The sequence below is a fragment of the Mesorhizobium sp. U510 genome, assembly GCF_059180695.1.
In genome coordinates this window covers 981,546-1,002,881 of sequence record NZ_CP180532.1, presented here as the reverse complement: position 1 = coordinate 1,002,881, position 21,336 = coordinate 981,546, and the positions used below count along the sequence as shown (strand labels likewise).

Sequence of the window (21,336 nt, the reverse complement as noted above, 5' to 3'; positions counted from 1 at the left end):
CATGACCGCCCATGCCTGTCGCTTCGCTTTTGGAACTATTTCACGGAAGAACCTTCTGCCATCATCTGCCGCCCCAGCCGCACCATTTCGCCGACCAGAAGATCGAGATCGTCGCGCCTTGTGCGGTGGTTGGCGATCGCCACGCGCAGCCAGTGCTCGCCATGCACCGTGGTGTCGGAAAGGACGGCGATGCCCTTTTCCTGCAGCCGCAGCATGATCTCGGTGTTGAGCGCCTTCAGCGCCTCGCCGGTGACGCCGGGCTGGTAGCGGAAGCAGACGATGTTGATGGTCGGCGCCATCGCCAGCTCCAGCAGCGGCTCGGCCTCGATCAGCCCGGCGAGATAGGAGGCCTGCGCGATGTTCTGGTCGATGAGGCGGCCGAATTTATCGGCGCCATGTTCCTTCAGCGCCATCCAGACTTTCAGCGCGCGAAAACCGCGCGAGGTCTGCAGGCCGTAATCGTGCAGCCATTCGCCGGAGGCGAGGCCGCGCGGCGTCGATTCCAGATATTCCGGCGTCACCGCGAAGGTCCGGCGATGCGCGACGGCGTCCCTGACCAGGGCGCAGCCGACCTCGAACGGCGCGTGCAGCCATTTGTGCGGATCGAGCGCGACGGAATCCGCCCATTCGATGCCGGCGACGCGATGCGCATTGTCGGGCGCGATCGCGATCAGCGCGCCGATGCAGCCATCGACATGGAACCATAGGCCTTCCTCATGCGCCAGCTTGGCGAGCGCCCGCAGATCGTCGATCGCCCCGGTGTTCACCGTGCCGGCGTTGCCAATGACGCAGGCCGGATTGAAACCGGCTTCGCGATCCTCCGATATCGCTGCGCGCAAGGCCGGTATGTCGATGCACAGGCCGGCATCGGTCGGGATGCGGCGCAGCGCCCGGTTGCCGAGGCCGAGTGCTTCCATCGCCTTGCGGTGGCAGGAATGGATCTGGTCCGAGCCATAGAAGCGCAGCGGCTTTTCGATTGCGGCGACGCCGTGCTCGCGCACGTCGAAGCCGGCCTTGGTGTTGCGCGCCACGGTCAGGCCGATGATGTTGGCCATCGAGCCACCGCTGACCAGCGTGCCGGAGGCGGAAGCGGGAAAGCCCAGCATCTGCTTGCACCAGTTTACCACCTGACTGTCCATCAGCCCGGCGGCGTGGTTGCCGCCGCCGAGATTGGAACCCTGGATCGCCGCCAGGAAATCGCCGAGCGCGCCGGTGAAGTTGCTCGACCCCATGTACCAGGCCCAGAAGCGCGGATGGATGTTGCCCATCGGATAGGACATCACCGTGCGCGAGACCTCGCCGTAGACGGCGGCCAGCGGCGCGGGCGATCGCGGCAAGGGTGCCGCGAAGGCTTCTCGCACCTCCGCCGGCATCTCGCGCCAGGCCGGGCGGTCCCTGACATCGCTGAGGTAATCGACGGCGTCGTCGATGACCTGGTGCGACAGGGCTTGCACGGCGGCCCAGTCGGCGGGGTCGAGCGTTTCCTCGGCGGCCACGCCGAGGGTTTCCTGCGCGATGTCCATGACCGGTCTCCGTCAAGCCGCCGGGAACTGGCAGCCGGGCGTCGAGCGCGACAGTGCCATCTCCTCGGCATCCATCTCGGCCTCGATGCCGTCGAACAGCGGTGTCGACATGTAGCGCTCGCCGGTGTCGGGCAGCATGCACAGGATCACCGATCCGGCCGGCGCCTTTTCCGCGACCTGCCGCGCCACGGCGAAGGTGGCGCCGCCGGAAATGCCGGTGAAGATGCCCTCCTTCTGCGCCAAGGCCTTGGCCCACTTCATCCCTTCGGGTCCGGCGATCGGCATCACCTCGTCATAGAGGCTAGCGTCGATGGCTTCCTGCAGCACGTTGGGGATGAAGTCCGGCGTCCAGCCCTGGATCGGATGCGGCTCGAAGGCCGGGTGGCTGGCGGCAGGGGCGCCATGGGCACCGCGCTGCTGCGCCTTGCCGCTGCCGACCAGCTGCGCGTTGGCCGGTTCGGAGAGCACGATGCGGGTCTCCGGCCGCTCGCGGCGCAGCACGCGCGCCACGCCGACGACCGTGCCGCCGGTGCCGTAACCGGTGACGAAGCAGTCGAGCCGCGAGCCGGCGAAATCATTGATGATCTCGCGCGCCGTGGTGGCCTCGTGGATGGCGGCGTTCGCCGCCGTCTCGAACTGCCGGGCGAGGAACCAGCCATTGGCCTCGGCCAGTTCCACCGCCTTCTTGTACATGCCAAAACCCTTTTCGGCGCGTGGCGTCAGCACCACCTTGGCGCCGAGCATGCGCATCAGCTTGCGGCGCTCGACCGAAAAGCTGTCGGCCATGGTGACGACCAGCGGATAACCCTTCTGCGCGCAGACCATGGCCAGCCCAATGCCGGTGTTGCCGCTGGTTGCCTCGACCACCGTCTGGCCGGGCTTCAATGCTCCGCTACGCTCGCCCTGCTCGATGATGTTGAGCGCCAGCCGGTCCTTCACCGAGGCGGCGGGGTTGAAGAACTCGGCCTTGACGTAGATCGTCGCATGGGCCGGTGCCAGATTGTTGATGCGGATCACCGGCGTGTCGCCGACGGTGTCAAGAATGCTGTCGAACAGGCGGCCGCGTCCGGCGGTGGTTCTGATTTTCTGTCGATTCAACATGTTTTGATCTCCTCGATCGTGTTCGTCTTCACAGGCCGGTTACAAACCGGCGGCTTGGGCGGCGAGGTTTCGAGACATGGCCGCGCTAGGACTGACATGCCGACGATGCGGCAATGACGGTATCCGGCGCGAGATTCGCCCCGGATGCGCCGTGTCACGTTTGGTGATACAGCAAGGGTCGACGGGCCAGCGTGGGAGCAGGCGTGGAAACGCACGTGGAATCCGCACCATCGAGGCTGGAGGCTGACAGGCCGATCCTGTCCTTGCGCCTGCTCGGACCGCTGGAAATCCTGCGCGACGGCGTGCCAGTGGCGCTGCCGGCGTCGCGCAAGTTGCGCGCGCTCCTGGCCTATCTGGTGCTGGCGCCGCACGCCGTGGGCCGTGGCCGCCTGTGCGAGTTGTTGTGGGATGTGCCCAACGACCCCCGCGGCGAATTGCGCTGGTGCCTGAGCAAGCTGCGCGCCGCTCTAGACACGCCGGACCGGCGTCGGGTCATCACCCAGGGCGATACGGTCGCGCTCGATCTCGAAGGCTGCCATGTCGATGCGCCGGAGATCAGCCATGCCGCCGCGCAAGGGATCGCTACGCTTGATGTGAAGCGGCTGCAGGCGCTGGCAGGATTCTTCGCCGGCGATCTGCTCGACGGGCTGGAGCTGGAGCGGAGCCCGCTTTTCGACGGCTGGCTGGTCGCCCAGCGCCGGCGTTTTCACGCATACCACGCCGCCGTGCTGGAACAGCTTGCCGCAAACCATCCCGCGGGCTCGCCCGAAATGTCCACGCATCTCGATAAATGGGTCGAGCTGGCGCCTTTCGACACGCGCGCTCATCTGGCCTTGCTATCCAATCTGGCCGAGCGCGGCGCTATCGGCGCGGCCGAGGAGCATCTGGCGTCGGCTGCTCGCCTATTCCAGTCGGAAGAGCTGGATTTCGCCCCGCTTCGCGCGGCCTGGCAGGCAATCCGCCATCAACAGTCAAGCAGCCCGCTCAAGTCACAGCCGGCCGGCCTGTCCACACTGCCGCAATTGGTGGTCACAGCGGATGACGTGGCCACGGTCGAGCCAAGCCAGGCGTCGCTGGCGGTGATGCCGTTTGTCGAGGAAAGCGGCGGGCGTGGCGGGCTCGCCGACGGCTTCACCCACGACATCATCACCCGGCTTGCCAAGCTTCGGGATTTCTTCGTCATCGCGCGCGGATCGGTGTTCGCGCTGGCCGAGAAAGCCATCGCACCCGAGGAGGCCGGCAGAAAGCTTGACGTCGACTATGTCGCCACCGGCACGGTGCGCAGCCTGACCGGCCGCCTGATCGTCAGCGTCGAGCTGGTCGAGGTGCGCACGGCCAGGATTGTCTGGGCCGAAACCTTCGAGCGTCGGCCCGACGACCTCTTCGCCGTGCTCGACGATATCGGCGACAGCATCGTGTCGTCGATCTCGGCCGAGATCGAAACGGTCGAGCGCAACCGCGCCATGCTGAAGGCGCCCAACTCGCTCAGTGCCTGGGAAGCCTATCATCGCGGCCTCTGGCACATGTACCGCTTCACCCAGGCCGAGAACGAGCAGGCGCGGCATTTCTTCGACAAGGCCTTGCAGCTCGACCCGACCTTTGCCCGCGCCTATGCCGGCCTGTCCTTCACCCACTGGCAAAATGCCTTCCAGCGCTGGGGCGACCGCGACCGGGAAAGCGCGCTGGCCTATGAGAGCGCCGGCCACAGCCTGCTGGTCGACGATCACAATCCGGCCGCGCACTGGGCGATGGGCCGGGCGCTGTGGCTGCGCGGCGAGCAGGACGGGTCGCTCTCCGAACTGGAGCGGGCCGTGGATCTCAGCCCGAATTTCGCGCTTGGCCATTACGCGCTGTCCTTCGTCCACTCGCAGTCGGGCGACCCGCAGGCGGCGATAAGCTCGTCCGACCATTCGCGGCATCTCAGCCCCTTCGACCCGCTGCTGTTCGGCATGCTGGGGTCGCGCGCCATGTCGCATGTCCGGCTCGGCCAGTTCGAGGAGGCGGCCGAATGGGCGCTCAAGGCGGCGGCGCGGCCCAACGCGCATACCATCATCCTGGCGATCGCCGCGCACTGCCTGGCGCTTGCCGGCCGGCTCGAGGAGGCGCGCGGCTTCGCCGCCGCGATCCGCAGGACATTGCCTGATTACCGTGCCGACGATTTCATCGGCACCTTCCGCTTCGACCCCGATGCCGAGGCGCTGTTCCGGCAAGGCGCGAGGCGCATCGGGCTCAGCTGATTTCGCGCTTGCGGCCCCGTTAACGAAGTCGGAAGGAGTTGCTTAACGGTTCACCTCTATGTGACCCCTCGGGGGGTCCATGGCAAAGTGAGTATGATGAGCGACAGCCCCGACAAGCGCAGCAACGAATGGCGCGCCATTCTTCATGTACAGGCCCGTGTCGCCGTCCTGTTCGTTCCGGTGGTGGCCAGCCTGCTGCTCATAGCCGCGCTTGCCGGCAACGACCGCAAGTCCGTTCCGGATGTAGACCGGACCGTTACCGGATCCGTGCGATAAACGGAGCGGCTCCGAGCCGCTTGCGGGAAGCCCCGAACCGGTGCCATGTCTTAACAAGAGGTCCGTCAGCTCTTCTAGGCGGATGCCATGTAGGGGTGCCGGGCGGCTGGCGTGCGCTATCGGGGCATCATCGTCGGCGTTAAGGTCGCCAATGGCTCCGAGACTGAATGAATGGGCGCGAACGATCAAGCGCGACGTGCATGCGCTCTACCTCGCCGCGCGCGATCCCCGAACGCCGTGGTACGCCAAGGCGCTTGCTATGTGTGTCGCGGGCTACGCCTTGTCGCCAATCGATTTGATTCCCGATTTCATCCCCGTGGTTGGCTACCTCGACGATGCGGTCCTGGTCCCCTTGGGCATCCTTGCCGTGGTCAAGATGATACCGCCCGAGGTCATGGCAGAACACAGGGCGGCCGCCGCCCTCGCTGTCGACAGGCCGGTGAGCCGCGGCGCGGCGCTGATCATCGCCTGTATCTGGGTCGCTTCGGTGGCGCTGGCGGGATGGCTGGGGTATCGGTACTTCGCGGGCTGATCCTGAAGAGCCGTCCCGTCGATCACGTTCTGGACGCGTCCGTTGGCGGCCTAAAGAACTTTGGTCACCAGATTGTCCAGCCGGGAGTTCTCGCGGTAAGCCAGTCGTACCACGTGGCTGGTTGTGAGGTGGATTGTTGAAACCCGTCGATGAACACCGCATCCATCAGATCTTCGAAGTCAGCGTATGGCTGAAGGGCGCGCATGCCCTGATCGAATGCATCGGCGGGCTTCTGCTCTATGTCGTCACCACCGATACCATCGCCTCCTGGGTCAATGCCCTCACCGCGGAAGAATTGATCGAAGATCCGAACGATTTCATAGCTGGGCATCTGTCGCAGATGGCAAGCCATTTTTCGATCGCCAGCAAACAGTTCTACGCCTTCTACCTGCTCAGCCACGGCCTGATAAAGCTTGCCCTGGTTGTCGGGCTTTTGAGAGGCAAGCTCTGGTCTTACCCGGCCTCGCTCGCGGCCTTGGGCCTGTTCATGATCTATCAAGTCTACCGCTACTCATACACCCATTCACCCGGCCTGGTGGTCCTGACCGTCTTCGATGCGGTCGTGATGGTGTTGATCTGGCATGAGTGGAGGATCGTGCGACAGCACAAGCCGGCATGACGGTGCCGGCACAAGGTGGACCGACGGTAAACGCTGCTGCTGTCCGGCTACAAACGCCTGATTGCAAGGCGCGCCTGCTTTGCCGGCGGAACCGCGTGCCGCGTCGAACATTGTCTTCCAGGACAACCCTGGAGGACATCATGACCCGAGCCCTCGACGTCAACGAAAACACCGAGCAAAATCCCGAGCGTCCGCCGCAACCGCAGACCGGCGACGATCTCAGGAAAAAGAAGGTCGAAGGAAAGGCCTTACAGGTGAATGAGAACAGCGTCGACAATCCGGCACGCGCGCCCGTGACGCCAAAGCGGGACTGATCGCGAGATCGGCAGTATCGGGCGAAAACTTGGCCGCGTGCGCGGCGCCTCAATAAAACCTTGGGATCGGCCCGTTCTGCGGCGTCGTGCGGTCGCCGAGGTCGAGAAAGACCTCGTCGACATAGCACCAGCCCCAGCCTTCCGGCGGATCGTAGCCCTCGATGACGGGATGGCTGGTGGCGTGGAAATGCTTTGTCGCGTGGCGGTTGGGCGAGTCGTCGCAGCAGCCGACGTGTCCGCAGGTGCGGCAGAGCCGCAGATGCACCCACCACGAGCCGCTCTTCAGGCATTCCTCACAGCCGAGCGCGCTCGGCGTCACATCCTTGATCCCGGCCGCATGCTTGCATTCGTCCGCCATCACTCTCTCCTGAAATATCTCTTCGTTGAAGCGTGATCTTCTTCCGACAACCGGTTGCCACTTTTCGGGATCATGCTTTGAGGCGTGACGGCGGGGCTGCCGTCCCGCGCGAGATAGGCATGCAAGGCCGCGACCACCTGGGCACCTTCGCCGACGGCGGCCGCGACGCGCTTGACCGAGCCGCAGCGCACGTCGCCGATGGCAAACACGCCGCTGCGGCTGGTCTCCATCAGGCCATGCTCCGGTCCGAGCTCCGATCCGGTGCGGACGAAGCCCTTGGCGTCGAGCGCCACATTGCATTGCGCCAGCCAGTCGGTGTTGGGATCGGCGCCGATGAACAGGAAGAGGTGGCCGATTGGTCGTGTCGTCTCCTGCCCGCTGACACGGTTGCGCCAGCGGACAGTGGCAAGATTGCCTTCCTCGCCCTCCAGCGCCTCGATTTCGGTCTCGGTCAGCACCTCGATGTTCGGCTGCGCCTTGATGCGCTCGACGAGGTAGCGCGACATCGAGGCATCGAGGCTGCCGCCGCGCGCCAGCAGCGCCACCTTGCGCGCATGGCTGGCGAGATAGACGGCCGCCTGCCCGGCCGAATTGCCGGCGCCGACCAGCGCCACCTCCTGCCCGGCGCAAAGCCGGCCTTCGATCGGCGAGGCCCAATAGTGGACGGACGTTCCCTCGAACTGCGACAAATTAGCGACATCGAGGCGGCGATAGCGCGCGCCGCTGGCGATCACCACGCTGCGGGTGCGCACCGTCTCGCCGTCGCCGACATCGAGCAGGTAACGGGCGCCCGAATTGTCGGTCGCGGCACTCAAAAGCTTCGCCTCGTCCGGGATCACCATTTCGACGCCGAATTTCTGCGCCTGGTTGTAGGCGCGCGCCATCAGCGCCATGCCGGTGATGCCGGTGGGGAAGCCGAGATAGTTCTCGATGCGCGAGGAAGCGCCGGCCTGGCCGCCGAAGGCCCGGCAATCGAGCACGATGGTCGACAGCCCTTCGGAGGCGGCATAGACCGCCGCCGCCAAGCCCGCAGGCCCGGCGCCGACAATGGCGACATCATACAGCGTATCGGCATCGATCGGCCGCAGCAGGCCGATGCAGCGGGCGAGGTCCTTCTCACCGGGATTCATCAGCAGCCTGCCGTTCGGGCACAGCACGACCGGCAGATGGTGCGGGTCGACATCGAAACGCTCGACCAGCGTTTTGGCGCAAGGGTCGCTGCCGGAATCGAGCACGCGGTGCGGCTGGCCGCTGCGAGCCAGGAAGCCCTGCAGCCGCAGCACGTCGGCATTGCCTGATGGTCCGATGATGATCGGCCCGCTTGTGGCGCTTTCCAGGAGCCCGACGCGGCGCAGGATCAGCGCCCGCATGATGCGCTCGCCGAGATTGGCCTCCTGCACCATCAGGTCGCGCACCCGCCGCGAGGGAATGACGAAGGCCTCGACCGGCTCGGCGGCCTCGGCATTGACCAGCGAGGGCCGGGCCGAAAGCTGCGCCAGCTCGCCGACGAAGCTGCCGGGGCCGTGGGTGACGATCGTCTCGCGCCGGCCAAGACCATCCTGGGTGATATCGACCTTGCCCGACAGCACGACGATCAGACCCGGCGCGACATCGCCGGCCCTGATGATGTGCTCGCCGGCCGCATAGGCGCTGGCCTCGCCGAAACGGCGCATGTGGTCGATGTCGGCCTCGCTCAGCGTGGGAAACGCCTGGTCGCGACGGGCGCCGAAGATCGCGGTGCTGGATTGAGACATGGCCGCAAGCGTAGCGAAGCCGCGGCCCGGTTTGAAGTGGTTTGTTCAGCGCCTAGCCGCGAGGGCAGGTTTGGTTGACGGCCGCCGTCGTCCCGTTCGTTTCGAGGTGACGACTGGAGGCTCAAGGATCGGTGCTGTCGACGGTGCCGGGGCCTGACAGCCAATTGTCAGGTGGATCGTGAGACATTGTTTCCGAATAGCCGCGAAGCCGATTCGCCGGCACGGGATTCAAGGTGAAACGAGCCCATGAAACAGATTGCCCTGTCACTTTTCGTGATCGCGTCTTCGGGCGCCTATGTATGGGACCAGGCAGGCAAGGGTCCTGCCGGCGACATGATCGACACAGCGGGTTCCGCCAATGCGGCCGAGGACAGTGTGGTGCAGCCCCCAGCTCCGGCCAGCCCCGTTCGGACCGATCCCACTCCAGCGCCTGCGCCGCCATCGCCTGGGATCCGCCAGCAGAGTGTGCGGTTCGATCCTCCTGCACCCAAGCCAACATCGGTCGGCGACGAAACCACCGCCGCGATCTCGGCGCCCACCCCGAAGCAGCAGGCGATAAAGCCGCCGCTCTCATCCAGCCCTCCGCAGCTTTCTCAAGCGCCCGCAGCCCAGCCCGAACAGGCGCCAGTTCAAACTGGCGCCGATGCCGCGCCACGGACGGCATCCTTCACCATAACCCCGGCCGTCTATATCCCCATTCCCCAGCCGAGGCCGGACTATCCGCAAGCACCCGCCCGCGTCTTCAAGGCCGCCATGAAGCTGGCTGTGAGCCCCAAGCCGGCGGGGCACGGCTTTGCCGACGGTACCTACACCGGTCCTGCCGCCGATGCCTATTACGGCCTCATCCAGATTCAGGCCTCCATCCAAGGCGGCCGTCTCACGGCGCTCAAGGTGCTGAAATACCCGAATGACCGCCGCACCTCGGTCAGCATCAACAGGCAGGCGCTGCCGATGCTGCGTGACGAGGCGATCAGTGCGCAGAGCGCCAATGTCGACATCATTTCGGGCGCCACGCTGACCAGCAAGGCCTTCATCCAGTCGCTTGGCGGCGCATTGAAGAAGGCATCGTCCTGATCGATGCGCGACACGAGGATCTTGATGGGCATGCCCATCACCGTCGACATCGCCGGTGCCTCGGGTGCGACCCTTGTAGAAGCGGTCTTCGATTATTTCGAGCACATCGACCGCCGCTTCAGCACCTACAGGACCGACAGCGAGATTTCGGCCATCAACCGGGGTGATCTTCCGATCCGCGACTGGAGCGCCGAAATGATGGAAGTGATGGCGCTTGCCGCACAGACGAAAAACCAGACGGACGGATATTTCGACATCCGCAAGCCCGACGGATCGCTGGACCCGTCCGGCATCGTCAAGGGCTGGGCCATCCGCAATGCCGCCGGGATCGTTCGCCGGGCCGGCGTCGGCGATTTCTTCATCGAGGCGGGCGGCGACATCCAGTCCTGCGGCCGAAATGCTTCGGGTCTCGACTGGAGCGTCGGCATCCGCAATCCCTTCAATGCCGAAGAGATCATCAAGATCGTCTACCCGCGAGGACACGGCGTCGCCACCTCCGGCACCTATGTGCGCGGGCAGCACATCTACAATCCGCTCGGAGCCGATCCGATCACCGAAATCGTCAGCCTGACCGTCATCGGCTCGGATGTGTTGGAGGCCGACCGTTTCGCCACCGCCGCCTTCGCCATGGGCCGGCAGGGCATTCTCTTTCTCGAACAGGCGCCTGGCCTCGAAGGCTACGTCGTCGACAGCAACCGTCGGGCCACGCCGACGAGCGGCTTCGGAGCTTTTTGCCAGCCATGATCAAGACCATCGACCGGCTTCTCGACCATCAGACCATGTACCGGCTGGTCCTCTATTACCTGATCGCCCTGCTGGGCACGGCCTTCGTGCTCGGTTTCCTCAAACTGGTGCCGCATGACCCGGTCATGCTCGCCTTCACGACGGGGCTGATGCTGGCAGCCTGCTGGATCACCAACAGGGTTTTTGCCGCCGTCTTCAAGGTTCCGGCCAACAACGAGTCGGTCTACATCACCGCCCTCATCCTGGCGCTCATCCTCGATCCGGTGGCCGCCACGGACCTCAAGGGGATATGCGCGGTGGTATTCGCCTGCGTCTGGGCGATTTCATCCAAGTTCATCCTCGCCATCGGCGGGAAACACCTGTTCAATCCCGCGGCGCTGGGCGTGGCGCTGACCGCGCTGCTGCTCGACCAGCCGGCCACCTGGTGGGTCGGCGGCAATTTGCCATTGCTTCCCGTCGTGCTTCTTGGCGGCCTTCTCATGGTGCGCAAGCTGCGCCGGCTCGATCTGGTCGCCACCTTTGGTGTCGTCGCGCTGGCGACAATCCTGGCAACCACCGAGCCGTCGCAATACGCTGCCGCGCTGACGGAGACACTGGGCTCGTCGCCGCTGCTGTTCTTCGCCTTCGTGATGCTGACCGAGCCGCTGACGGCGCCGACCACACGGTGGCCGCGCATCGCCTTCGCCGCCATCGTCGGCTTCCTGTTCGCGCCCAACATCCATGTCGGCTCGTTCTATTTCACGCCGGAACTGGCGCTTCTGACCGGCAATCTGTTTGCCTACGCCGTGAGCCCGAGAGGACGCCTCGTGTTGACGCTCGAGCGCATCGAGCAATCGGCGGTCGACAGCTATGATTTCATCTTCAGGTCACCGCGAAAGCTTGCCTTCCAGGCTGGACAATATCTGGAATGGACACTTGGGCTCGACCGATCGGACAGTCGCGGCAACCGCCGCTATTTCACGGTGGCGTCGGCGCCCACGGAGCAATCCATACGGCTCGGCGTCAAGTTCTACCCGCAATCGAGCGCCTTCAAGCGAATGCTGGGCGCGATGAAGCCGGGCAGCACGATCCACGCCTCCCAGCTGGCCGGCGACTTCACCTTGCCGGCCAATCCCCAAACCAAGATTGCCTTCCTGGCCGGCGGCATCGGCATCACGCCATTCCGCTCGATGCTGCAATACCTCATCGACAGCCATGAAAGGCGGCCCATCGTCGTCCTCTACGGAGCCGAGACCCAGCAGGACATCGCCTATCGCGACGTGCTCGGCGCGGCGAGACGGGAACTGGGTATAAGGACGGTGCTTGCCGTGGCCCGGGGGGCCGAGCGGGGCCAGTATCCCGGCTATATCGACGCGCGCCTGGTGCGCCTGGCCATTCCCGACTATCTGGAGCGGACCTTCTACATTTCCGGCCCCCAGGCCATGGTCAAGGCGCTGCGCGACACGCTGCTGGCCATGGGTGTTCGCCGCTCGAAGATAAAGGTCGACTATTTCCCCGGCTTTGCCTGAGTGTCGATCAACCCTGGCGGGGGAGGGTGATGGTCACGACCAGGCCGGGATCGGCGTTGGCCATGGTCAGCCGCCCGCCATAGGCTTCGACAATGTCCGAGACGATGGCCAGGCCCAGCCCGCTGCTGCCGCCCTTGCTGTCCAACTGCACCCCGCGCGACAGGGCGGATTCCCGGTCGGCATCGGGGATGCCCGGGCCGTCGTCGGCGACGGCTATGGACACCTCGCCGCCGGTTGCCCACGCACTGACCTTGACCGAGGATCTCGCGAAGCGCGCGGCGTTCTCCACCAGATTGCCGAGGATTTCCGAAAGGTCGCCCTCGTCGACCGGCGCCATGAAATCGTCCGCGACGTCGACCAGGAACGAGAGCTGCTTGCCGCCCGGCGTGCGCTTGATGACGGCGATGACGCCGGCCGCGGCTTCCCTGACGCGGCACGATGCCTTGCCGGAAACGCCGGGCGCCAGACGGGCGCGCGCGAGTTCGCGTTCAACGTGACGTCGGATCGCTCCAGCGCTCTTCTCGATCTCGTCGGCCAACTCGGTTTCGCCCTTCCCGCGCAGGGCCCGGATGTCGGCCGACAGCACCTGCAGTGGCGTCTTGAGGCCATGCGCCAGGTCGGTGGCGCGCGACCGGGCGCGTGCAAGGGCCTTCTCCTGCGCATCGAGGAGGCGGTTGATTTCGTCGGCGAGCGGCTGCACCTCGCTCGGCGCCGCCACGTCCAGTCGCGCCGTCCGCTGCGCGATCACGTTTCGAACGGCGACCCGCAGGCTTTCCAGCGGCGCGAGGCCAACGGTGATCTGGACGAAGAAGGCCGCCATGAGGGCGGCGGCGAGCAGGATGAGCGCCGGGATGAGATCGCGTACATATTCGCGCACCGACACTGTGACGCTGCTATGATCTTCCGCCACGATGGCGCGAAACGACCGGCCGTCTGCATCGGTTATGGTGCGCACGACGGCTACGGTGAGTTCGTCGCCAGGCCCCTTGAGCTCCTCGATCGTTCTCAGTTCGCCGCTCGCGCCTTGGCCGGGCAATGCAAGCTTTGCGTCCCACAACGAACGCGAGCGCACCAGGCCATGGCTGGCCAGGTCTTCCACCTGCCAGTAATGACCCGACAGCGGATTGGTGAAGCGCGGGTCGGTCAGGCCCGGGGCGACCGAAAGCTGGCCGTTGGCCGCGAAGCTGGTCGCGCCGATCAGTTCATTGAGATCGGCGGTCAGTTCGCCGACGATACGCCTCTCGACATTCAGCTCGAACAGATAGCGTAGCCCGACCCCGGCGATGGCAAGGGCGACGAGGATCGAAATGGTGGCCGCCGACCAAAGCCTGAAGCGGATCGAATTGCCCATCAGGACGGCTCGTCGGGTACGAAATATCCGAAGCCGCGCCGAGTCTCGATGACGTCGTTGCCGAGCTTGCGGCGCAGGCGCGCGACAATGACCTCGATTGTGTTCGGATCGCGATCATTGCCGGAATCGTAGAGATGCTCGGCGAGTTCGGTCGGCGCCACCACGCGCCCGGCATGATGCATCAGGAACGCCATCAGCCGGTATTCCAGCGGCGACAGTGCGACGGGAACGCCGCGCAGCGAAATGCGCATCTGGCGGGTGTCGAGGACCAGCGGTCCAGATTTCAGCACCGGTGCCGCCTGGCCTGTCGAACGGCGAAGGATCGCGCGCAGCCGCGCCAGCAGCTCGTCCATTTCGAACGGCTTGGGCAGGTAGTCGTCGGCGCCCGCGTTGATGCCTTCGACGCGCTCGGTCCAAAGGCCCCGTGCCGTCAGGATCAGGACGGGAAAGCGGCGCGTGTTGGCCCGCCAGCGCTTCAGCACCGTCAGGCCATCGAGTTTCGGCAATCCGAGATCGAGGATCGCCGCGTCGTAATTCTCGACGTCGCCCGCGAACCACGCGGCCTCTCCGTCACGCACGGTATCGACGGCCATCCCCGCGGCCTTGAGCACTGCCGCGATGTCGCCCGCGATGCGCGGCTCGTCTTCGGCAAGGAGTATTTTCATCAATCACCACCCCTGTCGCGCATCAGCACGCCGGCGCCGGCGTCGACGTCAACGATCCTGCGGCGTCCGTCAGGGGCGACGACCTGGAAGCGATAGACCCAGCGGTCGCCAATCCGGATGAAATCGACGGCCACGATGTCGCCGGGAGCATCGGCGTGAACCACGCCCAGTATATTGGCCAAGCCCTTTATTTCGCCACGCTCGTAAAGGTCCCGCGCCCGGTCGTGATCGCCGTCGTCATCCTCGTCCGCGCGGGCGTGGAACGGTCGAAGCAGGACAAGCCCGACCAGGCTCGCCGTCGCCAGATGTTTCAGTATCGGTTTCATCCAAGGGCCATGCAGCAGACCTTGTGTTTCAATCCGGCTCGTCACCTGGCCAGTCTCCTGGCCCACAAACACGACAAAGGGCATCGCCCGCCGACGTTTGACTCGCGATCAGGGGCCACTTGTCCCCGGCAGCATACGCTTGAGCACCTCGTCCCGGCGGACATAGTGATGCCAGAGCGCAGCCGCCGCATGCAGGCCGGCAAGGATGAGGATCAGATTGGCGCAGAGGCTGTGCAGTTCTCTTATGGTTCGGGCCGTGGCGCTGTCCGCGGAGACCGGAGCCGGGATGGTGAAGAGGCCGAAGAAACTCAAGGCGTCGCCCCTGTACCAGGTCACCAGGATGCCAAGAACCGGAATGGCCACAAGCAGCCCGTAAAGCACGAGATGCGCGACCTTGGCCACCCATCGTTCCAGCTCCGACATTTCCCGCGGCAGCCCCGGGGTTCCCAAGATCAGGCGCAGGCCAATGCGGATCACGACTAGCGCAAACAGCAGCATCCCGAACGAGATATGGAACCACCAGACGAGTGCCCGGCCGGGGTCGTTGCGTGGAAAGATATCCGCGACATAAGTCAGGCCGTAAAGGCCGATAACCAGCAGAAACACGGCCCAATGAATGGCCTTCTGTGCGCTTGTGTAGGTAGGATTCATGCAGGGCTGTCCAATTTCGAATGTTTCTAAACTAGCCGCGATCATGTCAAAGCTTTGTCAGGTCCCTTCGACGGCAATCGAGGGGGCCGTGACGGTTCCCCCGACGAGAGCGGTCCTGGAACCGGGCTTTGGCGATCGTGACCTAGTGGGACATTGGCTGGAGGAACCTGTCAATTCGCTGACAGTCGGACACCGGACAACGCCGATATGCCGGACAAAGAAAAAGCCCGGACGAACCGGGCTTTTTCTTTGGGTCTCTGAACCATCGAACGGTTCGAAACGGGAATTTGGTGCCCAGAAGAGGACTCGAACCTCCACTCCTTGCGGAACACGGACCTGAACCGTGCGCGTCTACCAATTCCGCCATCTGGGCTGGTGCGGGCTCATGTAAGCGGGCAAGCGATTGCTGTCAACGCGCTTTTTGGACCATGTCGCCGAAAGCTGGAAACACAGCTTTGGCAAAAGCGCCACGTTCCAGCCAGGGCTTGGACTTCCACTTGCCGGCTCAGCAAGCGTCAGCTCTCCAGCACTTCCTTCGACGCCACGGTCGAATCGGCGTTCAGTTGGTAGATGACCGGCACGCCGGTGCCCAGTTCCAGCTCGACGATCTCCTCGCCCGACTTGCCGTCCAGCGCCATGATCAGCGCGCGCAGCGAATTGCCGTGCGCGGCGACCAGCACGGTGCCGCCGCGCAGCACGTGCGGCTGCAGGTCGTGCAGGTAGTAAGGCCAGACGCGGGCGCCGGTGTCCTTCAGGCTCTCGCCGCCGGGCGGCGGCACGTCATAGGAGCGGCGCCAGACATGCACCTGCTCCTCGCCCCATTTCTTGCGGGCATCGTCCTTGTTGAGGCCGGAAAGATCGCCATAGTCGCGCTCGTTGAGCGCCTGGTCGCGGATGGTCTTGAGATCGCTCTGGCCGACCGCGTCGAGAATATGCTGGCAGGTCTTTTGCGCCCGGCTCAGCGCCGAGGTGAAGGCGATGTCGAACTTCAGGCCGCGCGCCTTGAGTTTCCGCCCGGCGGCCTTGGCCTCGGCATGGCCCTGCTCGGTCAGGTCGACGTCACGCCAGCCGGTGAACAGGTTCTTCAAATTCCATTCGCTCTGGCCATGGCGCACGAGCACGAGGGTTCTCGACATGTTTGCTCCTTCAGATTGGCAAAATTGGCAGATTGGCCGCTTCAGCTCAGGCCGAGCACGTCCCGCATCGAATACAGTCCAGGCTTCTTGCCACGGGCCCACAGCGCCGCCTTGACGGCGCCGCGCGCGAAGATGGCGCGGTCCTCGGCATGATGGGACAGCGTGATGCGCTCGCCGGTGCCGGCCAGGATGACGCTGTGGTCGCCGACCACCGAGCCGCCGCGCAGCGTGGCGAAGCCGATCGACCCGGTTTTTCGCACACCCGTATGGCCGTCGCGTGAACGCACATCGTTGCCGGCGAGCGCAATGCCGCGCCCGGCGGCGGCGGCTTCGCCGAGCAGCAGTGCCGTGCCCGACGGCGCGTCGACCTTGTGCTTGTGGTGCATCTCCAAAATCTCGATGTCGAAATCGTCGGCGTCGAGCGCGCGTGCCGCCTGTTCGACCAGCACCGCCAGCAGATTGACGCCGAGGCTCATATTGCCCGACTTGACGATCGTCGCGTGGCGCGCCGCGGCCGCGATCCTGGCATTGTCGTCGGCTGAGCAGCCGGTGGTGCCGATGACATGGACGATGCGCGCCTGCGCCGCGTAGCCGGCGAATTCGACGGACGAGGCCGGCGTGGTGAAGTCCAGCACGCCGTCGGCCTTGGCGAAGACCGGCAGCGGATCGTCTGATATCGGCACGTTGATGATGCCTATGCCCGCGAGCTCACCGGCATCCTTGCCGAGATGGGGCGAATCCGCGCGCTCGACCGCGCCGATGACGCGGGCGCCCGGAATGGTGTGGATGGCGCGGATCAGCGTCTGGCCCATGCGGCCGGCTGCCCCCACCACCACAAGGCCCATATCGCCTGCTTCGCTCATGTGCTCCTCACCGCCGTCTTTTTCGCACGCGTGGCCCGGACCGGAGTTTGGATCGGCTTGCTGTCATCGACAAGCCCCAGACCCTTCTTGCCCTGCACCCGGTGGAACCGTGCATAGACACTGTGCTGGTCGGCCATCAGCTCGGCATGCGTGCCTTCCTCGACCACCCGGCCCTGTTCCATGACGACGATGTGGTCGGCATTGACCACCGTCGACAGGCGGTGGGCGATGACGATGGTGGTGCGTCCTTCCATGACATGGGTCAGCGCTTCCTGGACACGCGCCTCCGCCTCGTTGTCGAGCGCCGAGGTCGCCTCGTCGAGCAGCAGGATCGGCGCCTGGCGCACGATGGCGCGGGCGATCGAGACGCGCTGGCGCTGGCCGCCGGACAGCGTCGCGCCGTTCTCGCCGACCGGCGTGTCGTAGCCTTGCGGCTGCTGGCGGATGAACTCGTCGGCCGCCGCCTGGCTTGCCGCGCGCTCGATCTCGGCGTCGGTGGCCGAGATACGGCCGTAGCGGATGTTGTCGCGAATCGTGCCTTCGAACAGATAGGGCGACTGCGAGACATAGGCGATCGAGCCGCGCAGCGACTGTTTGGTGACCTTGGAAATGTCCTGGCCATCGACCTCGATGGTGCCGGACTCGACGTCGTAGAAACGCTGCAGCAGCGCCACCAGCGTCGTCTTGCCGGCGCCCGAGGCCCCGACGATGGCGGTCATCTTGCCGGCGGCTGCGACGAAGCTCAGCTCCTGCAGCACCGGCGTCTCCTCGACATAGCGGAAGGACACGTTGTTGAAGCGCACTTCACCCGACGTGAAGTGTGCCTCGACGGCATCCGGCGCGTCGCCCTGCTGCGGCTTGAGGTCGAGCAGTTCGTAGATCATGCGGGCATTGACCAGCGCGCGCTCCATGCCGACCTGCATGCGCGCCAGGCGCCGGGCCGGATCGTAGGCCAGGATCAGCGCGGTGATGAAGGAGAACACCGCGCCCGGCGGCTGGCCGAGAACGAGTGCCCGGTAGCCGGAATAGGCGATGACGGAGGTGACGGCGAGGCCGGCCAGCATGTCGGAAATCGGCGCCAACCGCTCCGAAACGCGGGCGATCTTGTTCGAGCGCTGTTCGGCCGTGTCGGCCAAGGCGCCGATGCGGCTCGCCAGCTGGTCCTCCATGGTGAAGGCCTTGACGATGGCGATGCCTTGCGTGGCTTCCTGGACGGCGCCGATGAGCCGGGAATTGATCAGCACGGATTCCCGCGTGATACGCCGCACGCGACGCGTCAGGTAGACGACCGCCCAGATCAGCGGCGGTCCGATCAGCAGCGAACTCAGCGATAGAACCGGATCCTGGTAGATCATGATGCCGACAAGGCCGACCAGGGTCACCGCGTCGCGGGTGATGGATGTCAGCGTGATCGACAAGAGGTCGCGGATGCCGCCGACATTCTCGTTGACCTGCGCCGCCAGCCGGCCGGAGCGCGTATCGTTGAAGAAGCCGACGCCGAGCTTCATCAGATGGTCGAAGATGCGTTTCTGGTAACGCGCAACCAGATTGTTGCCGATCGTGGCCAGCGCCACCGCCTGGCCGTAGCCGGCGAAACCGCGCACCAGGAAGGCCGCCATGATCCCGGCGCAAATCCACACCACCAGGTCGCCGCGCCGTTCGTAGAAGATCTGGTTGACGATCGGGCTCATGATCCAGGCCGTGAAGGCCGTCGTGCCCGACACCAGCAGCATGCAGGTGATGGCGACGACATAGGACCAGCGATGATCGCGGCCGTTTTCGGAGAGGATGCGGCGCAGCACGGCGTTGACTTCGCCAACGCTGGCTTTCTGCTTGTTTGGAGCTTGAAGTGTCAAATCGGGAGCTTCGTGGGTTTTTCGCCTGGGGCCGGGCTGCAATTCGGCACTCCTCTTAGCGCCATGCGGCCGGCTTGCCTATGCCCGCGGCTGATTAACTTCGTCGCGGGCGCCCCGACGCTTCGCGCCGAGGGTTCAGGCCTGCCAGCGCCGGCCGGCCGTCTGGACGCCGAACAGCGACGGGTTCCTGGCATAGGCGGCAAGGCCGAGAAGGGCCGCCAGCGGATGGGTGATGACATAGACGGGCATGGTGCGCATCAGCGCGCTGTGCGGTGCCTTGTCCTCGAAGGCGGCGCGGAAATTGCCCTCCTTCAGCGCCGGCACGATTTTTTGGGCGATGCCGCCGGTCAAGAACACGCCGCCACGGCTCATGAACACCAGGGCAAGATCGCCGGCGGTGCGCCCAAGGCAGGTGACGAAGGTCTCCAGCGCTTCCTGCGCCACCGGATCGGTCTTGGCCAGCGCCGCGCCGGTGATCTCGGCCGGCGTGGTGAAAGGCGCCGGCTTGCCGTCCGCCTTGGCGACAGCCCGGTAGACGTTGACGAGGCCGCGCCCGCACAGGATCTGTTCGCCGGAAATGCGGCCCTCGAGCTTCTCGATATGCGGGAAAACCTCGAAATCGCGCGGCGTGCGCGGACCGATGTCCATATGGCCGCCCTCGCCGGGCACCGGGATCCAGTGGTGCAGCGCATGGACCAGCCCGGCGACACCGAGCCCGGTTCCGGGCCCGAGCACGACGCGGCCGGCATTGGGCTCCGGCGTGCCGCCGCCGATCTTTTCCATATGCTCTTCGCCGAGCGCCACGACGGCCAGCGCCTGCGCCTCGAAATCGTTGAGCACGACGATGTCGCTCAAGCCGACATTGGCGAACATCTGCTTCGGCTTGACGACCCACGGGCAATTGGTGAGTTCGATCTCGTCGCCGTCGACCGGACCGGCCACCGCCAGCACCGCCGAATTGGGGCGGACCGACGAGCGGTCGAGCACCGCCGCCTGAATCGCCTCGTCGATCGTGTTGAAACTTGCGGTCTGGACGATCTGCGGCTCGGTCGGTTCGGAATTGGCGTCAAGCACGATCGAAAAGCGCGCATTGGTGCCGCCAATGTCGCCGATCAGGATCGGAAACCGCAACGACGTGTCGGTATCGCTTACGCTTGGCATGCTCTCGTCCGTCCCCGGCGCCCCCTGACGGCGTGTCGCCGTTCCTCCGTTGACTAGCGCATGAGTTTGAAAAGGGAAACGGTTTTCGAACCCGTCGGTGCGCAGAGAGGGGTTCTGCGGCCAAACGGCCACTATTTCCCGAAAACGGCTGGCTAAACCGATTGAGCCGACCGGTGGCGCGGAGGCAATCAGTTCGCGGGCGGTCGAGGCCTTGGCACCGGCGCGCCCATTCTGGGGGTCGCGGCGAATGCATTTGCCGCGCTCGGCAAATCGCCGCTATCGCTGGCCGGGGTGGCGGGCCCGGACGGCGCTGCCGGTTCGGGTGCCGCGGCCGCGACCGGCACGGCGCCGCCGTGATAGGTCGCCGCCTCGGCTGACACCGGCCCCGGCGCGTCGAGCACGGCGCGGCATTCCTTGGGCAGGTTGGCCATCGTCATCACGTCGCGGGCCTTCGGCGCATCCGGGTTCTTGTTGGGCCGCCACGGTTCTTCGGTGAACCACCAGGCCAGCGGCTTGCCGCAGCCGTCATCATCCGGCGTCGCCTCCTGCGCCTTGCAGTCGGGCGAGCCCGGCTGGCAGCCGATGCGCATGTGGAAATGATAGTCGTGGCCCCAGAACGGCCGGATCTTGCGCAGCCAGCTACGGTCGCCCTTGACGGTGTCGCAGAGCTTTTTCTTGATGCCGGGATTGACCAGGATGCGTTCCACCTCGGGGTAGCTCGCCGCCCGCTTCAAGAGCGCCGTGTGCTGGGGCGTCCACAGCGCGTCCTTCACCAGATGGGTCTTCTCGTCGACCATCAAGGTGGCGCTCATCGATTCGCGCTGCGCCCTGGTCATGGCGCGGTCAGGCATCGGCGTCAGCCAGATGTCGGCATCGAGCCCGATCTGGTGCGAGGCATGGCCTGTCATCATCGGGCCGCCGCGCGGCTGCGAAATGTCGCCGATCAGAAGGCCCGGCCAGCCGTCGGCGGCGGCGTCGCGCGACAGTTTCTCGATCAGCGCGATCATCGCCGGGTGGCCCCAGCGACGGTTGCGCGAGGGCCGCATGACCTGCCAGGTCGGGCCGTCCATGGGGATGGCGACACCGCCGGCGAAGCAGCCCTTGGAATAGAAGCCGAAGGATTGCGCGGCGGTCGCGGCCGGCAGTTTTTCGGCGCCGAACAGGTCCTTGGCCCGTTCCTCGGCCGCCGCCGGCTGGATGGCGAGGCCAAGCAAACCGAGCACCGCTGCCAGCAGTGATTTCTTGCCAAGCCGCATCGCTGTCTTCATGAAACCGGATCCCCACCGC

21 protein-coding genes and 1 tRNA gene are annotated in these 21,336 nt (G+C 65.4%); 8 read left to right on the top strand and 14 right to left on the bottom strand.

What is annotated here, in order from left to right; translation table 11 throughout:
- Positions 1-35: 35 nt before the first annotated feature.
- Both ACLGL5_RS06935 and ACLGL5_RS06930 read right to left on the bottom strand, forming a co-directional pair.
- A complete protein-coding gene (locus ACLGL5_RS06935; protein ID WP_069090632.1) occupies positions 36-1,523 on the bottom strand; it encodes a pyridoxal phosphate-dependent decarboxylase family protein in 1,488 nt (495 codons plus the stop codon).
- Between the two features lie 12 nt (positions 1,524-1,535).
- Positions 1,536-2,624: a PLP-dependent cysteine synthase family protein gene (locus ACLGL5_RS06930; RefSeq protein ID WP_083246500.1), complete on the bottom strand. Its 1,089-nt coding sequence runs from the start codon at positions 2,622-2,624 to the stop codon at positions 1,536-1,538.
- A gap of 215 nt (positions 2,625-2,839) precedes the next feature.
- Here ACLGL5_RS06930 and ACLGL5_RS06925 point away from each other — a divergent pair, with 215 nt between their 5' ends.
- From ACLGL5_RS06925 to ACLGL5_RS06905, 5 genes are all read left to right on the top strand, one after another.
- A complete protein-coding gene (locus ACLGL5_RS06925; protein WP_069090631.1) occupies positions 2,840-4,861 on the top strand; it encodes a transcriptional regulator in 2,022 nt (673 codons plus the stop codon).
- A 96-nt stretch (positions 4,862-4,957) separates the two neighbouring features.
- Positions 4,958-5,137, top strand: a complete 180-nt coding sequence (locus tag ACLGL5_RS06920; RefSeq protein ID WP_027047588.1) for a hypothetical protein — start codon at positions 4,958-4,960, stop codon at positions 5,135-5,137.
- 151 nt (positions 5,138-5,288) lie between these two features.
- A complete protein-coding gene (locus ACLGL5_RS06915; RefSeq protein ID WP_069090630.1) occupies positions 5,289-5,669 on the top strand; it encodes a YkvA family protein in 381 nt (126 codons plus the stop codon).
- Between the two features lie 136 nt (positions 5,670-5,805).
- Complete coding sequence (locus tag ACLGL5_RS06910) at positions 5,806-6,288, top strand: DUF2127 domain-containing protein (protein WP_069090629.1); 483 nt, start codon at positions 5,806-5,808, stop codon at positions 6,286-6,288.
- Entirely contained in the window at positions 6,285-6,602 is a 318-nt protein-coding gene (locus tag ACLGL5_RS06905) for a hypothetical protein (protein ID WP_141700882.1), read from the top strand. The genes ACLGL5_RS06910 and ACLGL5_RS06905 overlap by 4 nt, the downstream gene beginning before the upstream one ends.
- A gap of 49 nt (positions 6,603-6,651) precedes the next feature.
- Here ACLGL5_RS06905 and ACLGL5_RS06900 read toward each other — a convergent pair whose 3' ends face one another.
- Together ACLGL5_RS06900 and ACLGL5_RS06895 are read right to left on the bottom strand one after the other, a co-directional pair.
- Positions 6,652-6,960 carry a UBP-type zinc finger domain-containing protein gene (locus tag ACLGL5_RS06900; protein ID WP_015314705.1) on the bottom strand — a complete coding sequence of 103 codons (309 nt, stop codon included), beginning with the start codon at positions 6,958-6,960 and terminating at the stop codon, positions 6,652-6,654.
- Positions 6,960-8,714: an FAD-dependent oxidoreductase gene (locus ACLGL5_RS06895; protein WP_069090628.1), complete on the bottom strand. Its 1,755-nt coding sequence runs from the start codon at positions 8,712-8,714 to the stop codon at positions 6,960-6,962. The genes ACLGL5_RS06900 and ACLGL5_RS06895 overlap by 1 nt, the downstream gene beginning before the upstream one ends.
- Before the next feature lie 246 nt (positions 8,715-8,960).
- On the opposite strand from ACLGL5_RS06895, the gene ACLGL5_RS06890 reads away from it, so the two are divergent.
- Genes ACLGL5_RS06890 through ACLGL5_RS06880 form a run of 3 tightly spaced genes read left to right on the top strand, consistent with a single transcriptional unit; the run spans position 8,961 to position 12,040 of the window.
- On the top strand, positions 8,961-9,788 hold the full coding sequence (locus tag ACLGL5_RS06890; RefSeq protein ID WP_038650992.1) for an FMN-binding protein: 828 nt from the start codon (positions 8,961-8,963) through the stop codon (positions 9,786-9,788).
- A gap of 24 nt (positions 9,789-9,812) precedes the next feature.
- Complete coding sequence (locus tag ACLGL5_RS06885; RefSeq protein ID WP_223217833.1) at positions 9,813-10,532, top strand: FAD:protein FMN transferase; 720 nt, start codon at positions 9,813-9,815, stop codon at positions 10,530-10,532.
- Positions 10,529-12,040: an RnfABCDGE type electron transport complex subunit D gene (locus ACLGL5_RS06880; protein ID WP_019862323.1), complete on the top strand. Its 1,512-nt coding sequence runs from the start codon at positions 10,529-10,531 to the stop codon at positions 12,038-12,040. The genes ACLGL5_RS06885 and ACLGL5_RS06880 overlap by 4 nt, the downstream gene beginning before the upstream one ends.
- 7 nt (positions 12,041-12,047) lie before the next feature.
- Here the strand turns inward: ACLGL5_RS06880 and ACLGL5_RS06875 are convergent, their stop codons facing one another.
- The 10 genes from ACLGL5_RS06875 to mepA form a co-directional block, all read right to left on the bottom strand.
- Positions 12,048-13,391, bottom strand: a complete 1,344-nt coding sequence (locus tag ACLGL5_RS06875) for a sensor histidine kinase (RefSeq protein WP_064985351.1) — start codon at positions 13,389-13,391, stop codon at positions 12,048-12,050.
- The gene (locus ACLGL5_RS06870; RefSeq protein WP_019862321.1) at positions 13,391-14,056 is read right to left on the bottom strand and encodes a response regulator transcription factor; all 666 of its coding nucleotides are present in this window, start codon (positions 14,054-14,056) and stop codon (positions 13,391-13,393) included. The genes ACLGL5_RS06875 and ACLGL5_RS06870 overlap by 1 nt, the downstream gene beginning before the upstream one ends.
- On the bottom strand, positions 14,056-14,382 hold the full coding sequence (locus ACLGL5_RS06865) for a PepSY domain-containing protein (RefSeq protein WP_019862319.1): 327 nt from the start codon (positions 14,380-14,382) through the stop codon (positions 14,056-14,058). The genes ACLGL5_RS06870 and ACLGL5_RS06865 overlap by 1 nt, the downstream gene beginning before the upstream one ends.
- 108 nt (positions 14,383-14,490) lie before the next feature.
- On the bottom strand, positions 14,491-15,033 hold the full coding sequence (locus ACLGL5_RS06860; RefSeq protein ID WP_019862317.1) for a cytochrome b: 543 nt from the start codon (positions 15,031-15,033) through the stop codon (positions 14,491-14,493).
- 288 nt (positions 15,034-15,321) lie between these two features.
- Positions 15,322-15,406 (bottom strand) — tRNA-Leu (locus tag ACLGL5_RS06855).
- A 142-nt stretch (positions 15,407-15,548) separates the two neighbouring features.
- Positions 15,549-16,169 carry a 2,3-bisphosphoglycerate-dependent phosphoglycerate mutase gene (locus ACLGL5_RS06850; protein ID WP_069090627.1) on the bottom strand — a complete coding sequence of 207 codons (621 nt, stop codon included), beginning with the start codon at positions 16,167-16,169 and terminating at the stop codon, positions 15,549-15,551.
- Positions 16,170-16,210: 41 nt separating this feature from the next.
- Positions 16,211-17,032 (bottom strand): 4-hydroxy-tetrahydrodipicolinate reductase, encoded by an 822-nt coding sequence (gene dapB, locus ACLGL5_RS06845; protein ID WP_038650977.1) that lies wholly within the window; start codon positions 17,030-17,032, stop codon positions 16,211-16,213.
- Positions 17,029-18,888 carry an ABC transporter ATP-binding protein gene (locus ACLGL5_RS06840; RefSeq protein WP_080643847.1) on the bottom strand — a complete coding sequence of 620 codons (1,860 nt, stop codon included), beginning with the start codon at positions 18,886-18,888 and terminating at the stop codon, positions 17,029-17,031. The genes dapB and ACLGL5_RS06840 overlap by 4 nt, the downstream gene beginning before the upstream one ends.
- A 135-nt stretch (positions 18,889-19,023) precedes the next feature.
- Positions 19,024-20,049, bottom strand: coding sequence for a glucokinase (locus ACLGL5_RS06835; protein ID WP_038653604.1), 1,026 nt, complete (start codon positions 20,047-20,049; stop codon positions 19,024-19,026).
- A 188-nt stretch (positions 20,050-20,237) separates the two neighbouring features.
- Entirely contained in the window at positions 20,238-21,317 is a 1,080-nt protein-coding gene (gene mepA, locus ACLGL5_RS06830; RefSeq protein ID WP_069090626.1) for a penicillin-insensitive murein endopeptidase, read from the bottom strand.
- Between the last annotated feature and the right edge of the window lie 19 nt (positions 21,318-21,336).